Source organism: Streptomyces sp. NPDC058157 (assembly GCF_042884105.1).
Lineage (GTDB): Bacteria > Actinomycetota > Actinomycetes > Streptomycetales > Streptomycetaceae > Streptomyces.
Map to the genome: position 1 here is coordinate 1 of NZ_JBHVUQ010000249.1, position 8,832 is coordinate 8,832.

At 75.5% G+C, this 8,832-nt stretch carries 5 protein-coding genes; 1 reads left to right on the forward strand and 4 read right to left on the reverse strand.

Going from position 1 to position 8,832, the window contains the following annotated elements:
- Positions 1-176: 176 nt before the first annotated feature.
- The 4 genes from ACFVXK_RS34335 to ACFVXK_RS34350 all read right to left on the reverse strand — a co-directional run bounded on the left by ACFVXK_RS34335 (position 177) and on the right by ACFVXK_RS34350 (position 7,080).
- Positions 177-1,793 carry a PQQ-binding-like beta-propeller repeat protein gene (locus ACFVXK_RS34335; protein WP_389619859.1) on the reverse strand — a complete coding sequence of 539 codons (1,617 nt, stop codon included), beginning with the start codon at positions 1,791-1,793 and terminating at the stop codon, positions 177-179.
- A gap of 178 nt (positions 1,794-1,971) precedes the next feature.
- The gene (locus tag ACFVXK_RS34340; protein WP_389619862.1) at positions 1,972-3,771 is read right to left on the reverse strand and encodes an ABC-F family ATP-binding cassette domain-containing protein; all 1,800 of its coding nucleotides are present in this window, start codon (positions 3,769-3,771) and stop codon (positions 1,972-1,974) included.
- Between the two features lie 28 nt (positions 3,772-3,799).
- Positions 3,800-5,122 (reverse strand): acyltransferase family protein, encoded by a 1,323-nt coding sequence (locus ACFVXK_RS34345; protein WP_389619865.1) that lies wholly within the window; start codon positions 5,120-5,122, stop codon positions 3,800-3,802.
- Between the two features lie 308 nt (positions 5,123-5,430).
- Positions 5,431-7,080: a DUF6350 family protein gene (locus ACFVXK_RS34350; protein ID WP_389619868.1), complete on the reverse strand. Its 1,650-nt coding sequence runs from the start codon at positions 7,078-7,080 to the stop codon at positions 5,431-5,433.
- A 124-nt stretch (positions 7,081-7,204) separates the two neighbouring features.
- Between ACFVXK_RS34350 and ACFVXK_RS34355 the strand changes: the two genes are divergently transcribed.
- Complete coding sequence (locus ACFVXK_RS34355) at positions 7,205-8,725, forward strand: helix-turn-helix domain-containing protein (RefSeq protein WP_389619871.1); 1,521 nt, start codon at positions 7,205-7,207, stop codon at positions 8,723-8,725.
- The last annotated feature ends 107 nt before the right edge of the window (positions 8,726-8,832 follow it).

Below are 8,832 nucleotides of genomic sequence, written 5' to 3' on the forward strand. Positions count from 1 at the left end.
GGCCTGCGGGGCCTGCGGCGGGGTGCCGGGGGCCTGGGGGGCGGCCGGGGGCTGCCCCGGCGGCGGGCCGGGCGGCGGCGGGGGGCCGCCGAATCCGCCGGACGGCGGCTGGCTGGGGGGCGGCGGGGTGCTCATCTGCTGCTACTGCCTCTCGGTGGGCGGCTCGGTGGACGCGTTCACTTGCCGAATGCCATCAGGAGCTTCTCGTCCGTGCTGTTGCCCATCAGCGTGGTCACGGACAGGAAGAAGCGGCCGTCCTCGTAGGCCCTCTTGGAGAACATGAAGGAGCCTTCGATCTTCGCGGCCGGTCCCGAGGGCAGGCGCAGCAGCGTCGTGGGCGTACCGCCGGCCGCCGGGATGGAGACGATCTCGCCCGGCTGGTCCAGGGCGCCGGTGTGGTAGGCGATCAGCTGTCCGTTCGCGGCCTTCAGCGGGATCAGGCCCTGCTTCTCGCCGGCGGCCCGGCGCCACTTGGACTTGCCGGTGGCGAGGTCGAAGGCGACGATCTCGTTGTTGTCGCCGACCTTGCCGTCGGTCGAAAGGTAGAGGGTGTCGCCGTCGACCGCGGAATCGCCGCAGCCCTGGAGGTCGTCCAGGGTGCTGGTGCCGCAGTTGACCGTGAAGGAGCCTTCGGCGGCCATGCTGGAGCGCTTCTTGCCGTCCGCGGTCAGGGCGATGACGGCGCGTTCCTTGGTGTCCCGGTTGCCGATGTCGAGGACGGCCGGGAAGACGGAGTAGACGCCGTTGACCTGCCAGCCCTTGGGAAGGCGGTAGGCCCAGCTCTTTTTGCCGGTGACCGGGTCGGCGTCCTGGACCTCGACGGTGTGGTCGGCGTCCAGGCACAGGGCGATGCCGAGCACCTTGTCGCGGCCGGCGGCGTACTGGGTGGGCTGGCAGCCTTCGGGGACGTTGCCGGAGAACAGCTTGTCGCCGGTGGTGACGCGGTAGGCGCTGGTGCCGCCGAGCCGGTTGACGACGACGGTGTCGCCGGTGAGGCTCAGGGCCGCGCTGCCGCCGCCGTCGAACATGTTCTCCTTGGCGACCGTCTTGGTCCACCCCTCCTTGCCGGCCTTGAGGTCGATCTGCTTCAGCTGGTTGCACTCGGCGTTGGAGCCGGTGCCGTCCTTGACGACGACGACCGTCTTGCCGTCGCCGGTGGTCTGGGCGGCGAGCCCGCAGATCTCCGTGTGGAGGTCGAGCCTCCACTTCTCTTTGCCGTCGGTCACCGCGTAGCCGACGACCGTGTTGCCGACGGTCTTGGCGACGGTGTCGCCGACCACCCACTGGCCCCGGGTGGAAATGCCCGTGCCGGGGCTCTGCAGTTTGACGGTCTTGAGCCACAGCGCCTTGTCCTCGCCCGGCTTGCGGCCCGCGTTGAGGTCGGTCTGCTCGGGGGCGCCGTTGCCGCTGCCGTCGCCCTTGTCCACGGACGGGGAGCCGGCGGGCTTGGGGTCGGCGGGGGCGGAGGCCTGCGCGGCGGGCTTCTTCGGGTCGTCGCCGGTCCCGAAGGCGAACCAGGCGCCCGCGCCGAGGACGACGACGCCCGCGACGGCCGCCAGGGCGACGACCGCGCCCTTGCGGCGGCCGCCGGGCGGCGGGCCCGCGGGGCCGCCCGGCGGCGGGAAGCCGTGGCCGCCCGGCTGGACCAGGGGCTGGGGGACGGTCGGCGGCTGCTGGGCGTACGGGTTGCCGCCGGGCGGCGGGTAGCCGTATCCCGGCTGGGGCGGCCCGGGGAGGTGGCCGTAACCGGAAGGGGTCGGTGGCTGGTTCGGCGGCTGGGGCGGCTCGGTCATCAGCGCATACCTTCGGCTTCAGGCGGTCGGTGAACCGGGCGGGACCCGGAGGAGATCGAAAAGAACCGACCCTTTCTATCACTGGTGGCCGGTACGCAACGGGCCGGTCGCACCCCTGTTCCCAAGGGCGGACCGGCCCGTGACGCGCCTGTTATCGGGCCCCGCGGGGCCCCGGGACTCAGGCCTCTTCGGCCAGTTCCAGCCAGCGCATCTCCAATTCGTCCCGCTCGGAGATGAGTTCGCGCAGCTCCGCGTCGAGCTTGGCGACCTTGTCGTAGTCGGTGGAGTGCTCGGCGATCTGGGCGTGCAGGTTCGACTCGCGGTCGGACATCTTGTTGAGCTGCCGCTCGATCTTCTGGAGTTCCTTCTTCGCGGCACGGGAGTCCCCGGAGGACGTCGTCTTGGCCGCGGCGGCCGGGGCCGGCGCCGGGGCGGCCGCCTCGATCATCCGCTGGCGGCGCTCCAGGTACTCGTCCAGGCCGCGCGGCAGCATCCGCAGGCTCGCGTCGCCGAGCAGGGCCATCACCGTGTCGGTGGTGCGCTCGATGAAGAACCGGTCGTGGGAGATCACGATCATCGAGCCGGGCCAGCCGTCGAGGAGGTCCTCCAGCTGGGTGAGGGTCTCGATGTCGAGGTCGTTGGTGGGCTCGTCGAGGAAGAGGACGTTGGGCTCGTCCATCAGCAGGCGCAGGATCTGCAGCCGGCGCCGCTCACCGCCGGAGAGGTCGCCGACGGGCGTCCACTGCTTCTCCTTGGTGAACCCGAACTGCTCGCACAGCTGGCCGGCCGTCATCTCCCGGCCCTTGCCGAGGTCGACGCGGTCGCGGACGCGCTGGACGGCCTCCAGGACGCGCAGCGACGGGTCGAGCTCGCCGACCTCCTGGGAGAGGTAGGCCAGGCGGACGGTCTTGCCGACGGTGATCTCGCCGGACGCGGGCTGGGTCTCGCCCTGGGTGCGGGCGGCCTCGGCGAGGGCCCGCAGCAGGGAGGTCTTGCCGGCGCCGTTGACGCCGACGAGGCCGACGCGGTCGCCGGGGCCCAGGTGCCAGGTGAGGTGCTTGAGGAGGGTCTTGGGGCCGGCCGTGACGGTGACGTCCTCGAGGTCGAAGACGGTCTTGCCGAGGCGGGCGTTGGCGAAGCGCATCAGCTCCGACTTGTCGCGCGGCTCCGGCACGTCGGCGATCAGCTCGTTGGCGGCCTCGATGCGGTAGCGCGGCTTGGAGGTGCGGGCGGGGGCGCCGCGGCGCAGCCAGGCCAGCTCCTTGCGCATCAGGTTCTGCCGCTTGGCCTCTTCGGTGGCGGCGATCCGCTCGCGTTCGGCGCGGGCGAAGACGTAGTCGCTGTAGCCGCCCTCGTACTCGTAGACGGAGCCGCGCTGGACGTCCCACATGCGGGTGCAGACCTGGTCGAGGAACCAGCGGTCGTGGGTGACGCAGACGAGGGCGCTGCGGCGGGTCTGGAGGTGGGCGGCCAGCCAGGAGATGCCCTCGACGTCGAGGTGGTTGGTGGGCTCGTCGAGGACGAGGAGGTCCTGGTCGGCGATGAGCAGCTTGGCGAGCGCGATGCGGCGGCGCTCGCCGCCGGAGAGCGGGCCGATGACGGTGTCCAGGCCCTGGCCGAAGCCGGGCAGGTCCAGGCCGCCGAAGAGGCCCGTGAGCACGTCGCGGATCTTGGCGTTGCCGGCCCACTCGTGGTCGGCCATGTCGCCGATGATCTCGTGCCGGATGGTGGCCGAGGGGTCGAGGGAGTCGTGCTGGGTGAGGACGCCCATCCGCGTGCCGCCGCTCTGGGTGACCCGGCCGGTGTCGGGCTCCTCCAGCTTGGCGAGCATCCGGATGAGGGTGGTCTTGCCGTCGCCGTTGCGGCCGACCACGCCGATCCGGTCGCCCTCGGATACGCCGAGGGAGATGCCGTCGAGCAGGGCACGGGTGCCGTACACCTTGCTGACTGCCTCGACATTGACCAGGTTGACGGCCATCAGACGCGCTCCAGGGAAAGGGTGTGGATCAGCCCCTCAGCCTAACCCTCCGCACCGGCACCGACCGTTCCACCAGCCAGGCGCCCGCCAGGGCCATGCCGATGGCGGCGGGCGCGGTGACCGGGAGGGCGACGAGGACGGCGGTGTGGCCCTCCAGGAGGCCGCCGAGGCCGGTGCTGGACAGGCCGAGGATCCCGAGGAGGGACAGGGTGGTGCCGAGGGCGGCGGCGGGGCCGCTGCCGGGGGTGGCGTCCGCCGGGGAGGGCGCCTCGAAGCGGCGGAAGCCGGCCACGAGGAGGGCGGTGAGCCCGGCGGCGGCGAGGATCCGCACCGGGGCCTGCGCCCACCAGGCGGCGGTGGCCGGCTCGGGCAGGGCGAGGCCGAGGGCGAGCTGGGCGGCGTAGACGCCGAGCATGGCGGTGAGGTGCCACAGGAACGCGGTCATGGCGACCCCGTTGGCGGCGACCACCCCGCGCCAGACGCGGGGCCGGGCGAGGAGGGCGGCGGCGGGGCGGGCGAGCAGCTGGACGGCGCCGACCAGCCACATGCCGTGGCAGAGCAGGGCGAGGGTGGGCGGGGCCATGTTGGAGACCTTCTCGCCGGGCATCCCGACCATCGACAGCGGGTACGGCCCGGCGGCGACGAGGAGCACCGCCCCGGCGAGGCCGGCGCCGCCGAGGAGGGCGGGGCGGCGGATGCGGCCGTCGGCGCGCAGGAAGCCGAGCTGGTGGACGGCGAGCCAGACGAAGGCGAAGTTCAGGAACTCGGCGTACGGGAGGTGCAGGGCGAAGCGCGCCGCGTCGACCAGGGCGGCGGCGCCGGCGAGCGCGGCGAAGGCGGCCCATCCCCAGCGGGCGTGGGCGCGCAGCAGGGGCGGGGTGAGGGCGACCATGGCGAGGTAGATCCCGATGAACCACAGCGGCTGCGTCACCATCCGCAGGGCGGCCCCGGCCAGCGGGCCGCGGTCGGCGTCGGCGAGCTGCACGGCGAGGGCCAGGGCGGCCCAGACGAGGACGAACACCAGGGTGGGCCGCAGCAGGCGGCGCAGCCGGGCGCGCAGGAAGACGGCGTACACGGGGCGGCCGGCGGCGCGGCGCTCCAGGGAGCGGTAGGACAGGGCGTGGCTGAACCCGCCGACGAAGAAGAAGACCGGCATGACCTGGAGCCCCCAGGTGAGGACCTGGAGACCGGGCAGGAGGGCGAGCAGGTTCCCTATGCCGTCGGCGCCGACGGCGGCCATCAGCCAGTGGCCGAGGACGACGGTCCCGAGGGAGGCGACCCGGAGCAGGTCGACGTACCGGTCGCGCGTGGCGGGGGTGGCGGCGGCGAGGTCGCGTGCGCTGGCTGTCATGTCCCCTACGCTCGCGGGGCGCGACCGCACGGAACAGGGCGCGGCTACTCATCCGCGGCCTGGGTACCGGTGTCCCCGTGGGGGCGCGGGTGGTTCCGCTGCGCGGGGCAGGCCCCTCCCCGCCCTTCGCCCGTTCCCAGGGGCTCCGCCCCTGACCCCCCGGTACCGGGCGCCCGGCGTTTGAGGCGCTGGGGGAGGGTCTGGGGGCGGAGCCCGCAGGAGCGGGGTCCGGGGCGCAGCCCCGGGGAACGGTGGAAGGGCGGGGCGGGGAGGCTGCTCCGCGCAGCGGCCCCCCGGCCCCGGCCCGCTCAGGCTTCCGGAGGCCGCCGCGCCAGCACCCGCGCCCCGACCACCCCCGGCGCCAACGGCTCCACCGAAGCCCCACCCTGACTCCCCACCACATCCGCCTCCGGTACCCCAGCCCCCCCGGCCGGAACCTCCGCCGGAGCCGGGGCCGGGGCCGGACCCGCAGCCGGAGCCGGACCCGAGGCCGGAGCCGGGCCCGCGGCCGGGGTCTCCGGAGCGGGGGCCGGATCGGGCTGCGGAGTCGGCGGTGGCGGTAGGGGTTCCGTCGCGGGAGCAACCATCGGCAGGGCCGCCTCCCGCAACAACGCCCACCTCAACTCCCGCACCCCCGAGTCGTGCCACGCGTCCCCACCGGCGGCACCGGCGGAGCCGACCGGCCGGTTCCGCACCCCGTGCACCCCCACCGCCACCGGCACCGCCAGCACCAGCACCCACCCCGCCGCCGCGGCCCCCGCCTGCCACCACACCGGCCCGAACGCCGCCAGCGTCCGCGTCCCCAGCGAGCCCGCCGACGCCGCGGCCAGCCCGGCCGTCGCCAGCCCGCACACCACCGCCCCCAGCGCCGCCGTCAGCGCGGTCTCCCCGTACGAGACCTCCCGCGCCCGCCGCACCGCGAGCCACCCCACCACCAGCCCCGCCGCCACCGGCACCCCGGCCGCCGCCCACGTCAGCGGGGTGCCCGGCCCCTCCGGCGGCAGCGCCGCCAGCAGCGGGAACCTCGGCAGCGCCGCCGCCCCCTCGAAGCCCAGCGGCGTGGCCGTCGCCCCGGTCCCCACCGCGAACCCGGGCCCCAGCCCGTACGCCGCGCCCCACACCACCGCGTTCGGCACCAGCGTCACCGCCAGCAGCAGCACCGCGAACCGCCCCGACCACACCCCGGTCAGCGTGAGGAACGAGGACTGCACCTCCCCCGCGTGCCACACCAGCGACGCCCCGACCAGCACCGTGCCGCCGCCCAGCAAGACGAGCACCCCCGCCGCCCCCGACCGCAGCGCCAGCGCGTACCGCGGCCGGGCTGCCGCCCTGCGCACGGCTTCCGGGACCCAGCCCGGCGGCGGCCCCTCGGGGCGCCCCTTGACCGCCCACACCCCGGCGCCCGTGGCGAACACCGCCACCAGCGGCAGGTGCCAGGCGGCGCTGATCGGGTCGGCCGGCATCGGGCCGCCCGCCGCGTACAGCGTGGCCAGCGCGCCCACCGCCAGGTAGCCGCAGAGCACGGCGGAGAACACCGCACCCGCCGGCAGCACCTCCTCGGCCTCCGCCTCCGCCCCGACACCCACGCCCACGCCGACCCCGGAGGCGCTGCCCAGCCGGGCCGCCCGCCGCATCAGCAGCACGGGCAGCGCCACCAGCAGCAGCGGGGTCACCCCGACGGGTGCGGGCACCCCGGACAGGGTGTCGTAGCGGACGAGTTCGGTCCCGTGGGCCATCAGCCACAGTCCGGCGGCGAGGTGCAGCGCCCCGCCGGGGCCGCTGTCGGGATAGGGGGAGCTGATCCACAGCACGATCACGAGCACGGCCAGGAAGCCGAGCCCCAGTCCGGCGGCCACGGCGCCGCCCAGCACGCAGGCGGCCGCCGCGGGTGAACGGCGCGGCGCCCGGGGCTGCGGGGCCGCCGGCAACGGGGCACCGCGTTCGATCACTTGGGTCACACCGTCATGGTGCCAACGACACGCGCTATGGGTGGGTAACAGGCGATTGTCCGTTGTGTCGCCCAATATACGTTTATGTACTTTATCGCCCAGTACTGTGCTGCCAGGTCGCGGGGAGTGTGACATGACGCCAGACGTCGAGACCGGCTCCGGCTCCGGCTCGGAGCGGGGCCTGCCGCCCCCCAAGGAGCGCCGCCGGCTGCGCGAGTCGGGCGAACTGACGCACGAACAGGTCGCGACGGAGCTCGGGGTCACCCCCGGCACGGTCCGCTCGTGGGAGACGGGCCGCACCGAGCCGGGGGCGCGCACGCGCGCCGCGTACGCGGCCCTCCTGGACCGCCTCGCGCGCGCGGGCGGGGGCCGCCCGCACACCCGCCCGGCCCGCGCCACGAAACGCCCCCCGAAGCCCCCCTCCAGCCCACCCCACCGGGCCGCACCGGAGCGGCCCCACCCCCCGCTGCACACCGAAGCCGGCCCACCGGCCCCGGCCGGGACGCGCGACGCCACGGCGAACGCGGCACCGCCCCCGTCCTCCCCGGACGCCGTGACGGAGCCCCCCGTACCGGCCTTCGCCCCACGCCCCACCCACATCCCGGCCTGGGCCGACCCGACACCGCCCCCCGCCCTGCCGGACCACACCACGCCACCAACCGTCACCCCACCGGAACCCCCCACAGAAACCCCACCACCACCCCACCACGCCCCGGCGGGCGCCGTCGCGTCGGAGGCGGCGGGCCCGGGCGACGGGGCCCCGCCCGCCGCACCCGCACCCGCACCCGCACCCGCACCCGTACTTCCGCGCCCCGCGCGGCCCGCGCGCCCCGCGCGGCCCGCCGAGGCGTTCGACTCGCTCTACGCGTACACCGCGCCCGCCCTCGTCCGGCAGGTCTACCTGCTGACGGGCCGTCGCACCCTCGCGCAGGAGTCCGTGGAGCGGGCGTTCCGTCAGGCCTGGGCGCAGTGGCCCGAGGTGGCCACCGACCCCGACCCCGTCGGCTGGGTCCGCTCCGCCGCCTACGAGTACGCGCTCTCCCCCTGGCGGCGGCTGCGCCGGGCCCACCGCACCCTCGGCCAGCCCGACAAGGCCCCCGCCGACCCCAACGACCGCATCCTGCTGGGCGCCCTCCTGTCCCTGCCGCCCGCGCACCGCCGGACCGTGCTGCTCTACGACGGCGTCGGCCTCGACCTGCCCGACACCGCCGCGGAGACGGAGGCCAGCACCCCCACCACCGGCAACCGGCTGCTCCACGCCCACGCCGACCTCGCCGCCCGGCTCCCCGGGCTGGCCGGCGTGCCCCCGCAGGAGCAGTCGGCCGTGCTGCGCGAGTGGCTCGGCGCGGTGCGGCCCGCCGTGCCGCTGGAGCCGCCGGCCGCGGCCACCGTCCGCACCCTCAGCGAGCACCGCGCCCGCCGCTGGGCGCGGGCCGCGCTCGTGCTGACGGCGGTGATCGCCGCCACGACGGGGTACACCACCGTCACCGCGCCGGACCACTACGTGGCACCGGTCCCGGCCGGCGTCAGCGTCTCCGGGGTCCCGCCGCTCAGCGGCCCGCCCCGGCTGACCGAGACCAGCCGCTTCCTGCAGGACAAGCTCCGCGACCACCCCGCCGCCGGCCCCCGCCGGATCCACCCGAAGCCGGAGTGACCGCAGCGCGAAAAGGGGCGTGGGCCGCCCCCCCCCGGGGGGGGGGCCCCCCCCGGGGGGCGGACCAGGGGGGTATAGAAAAAAAACAGACCCCCCCACCCCCCGCT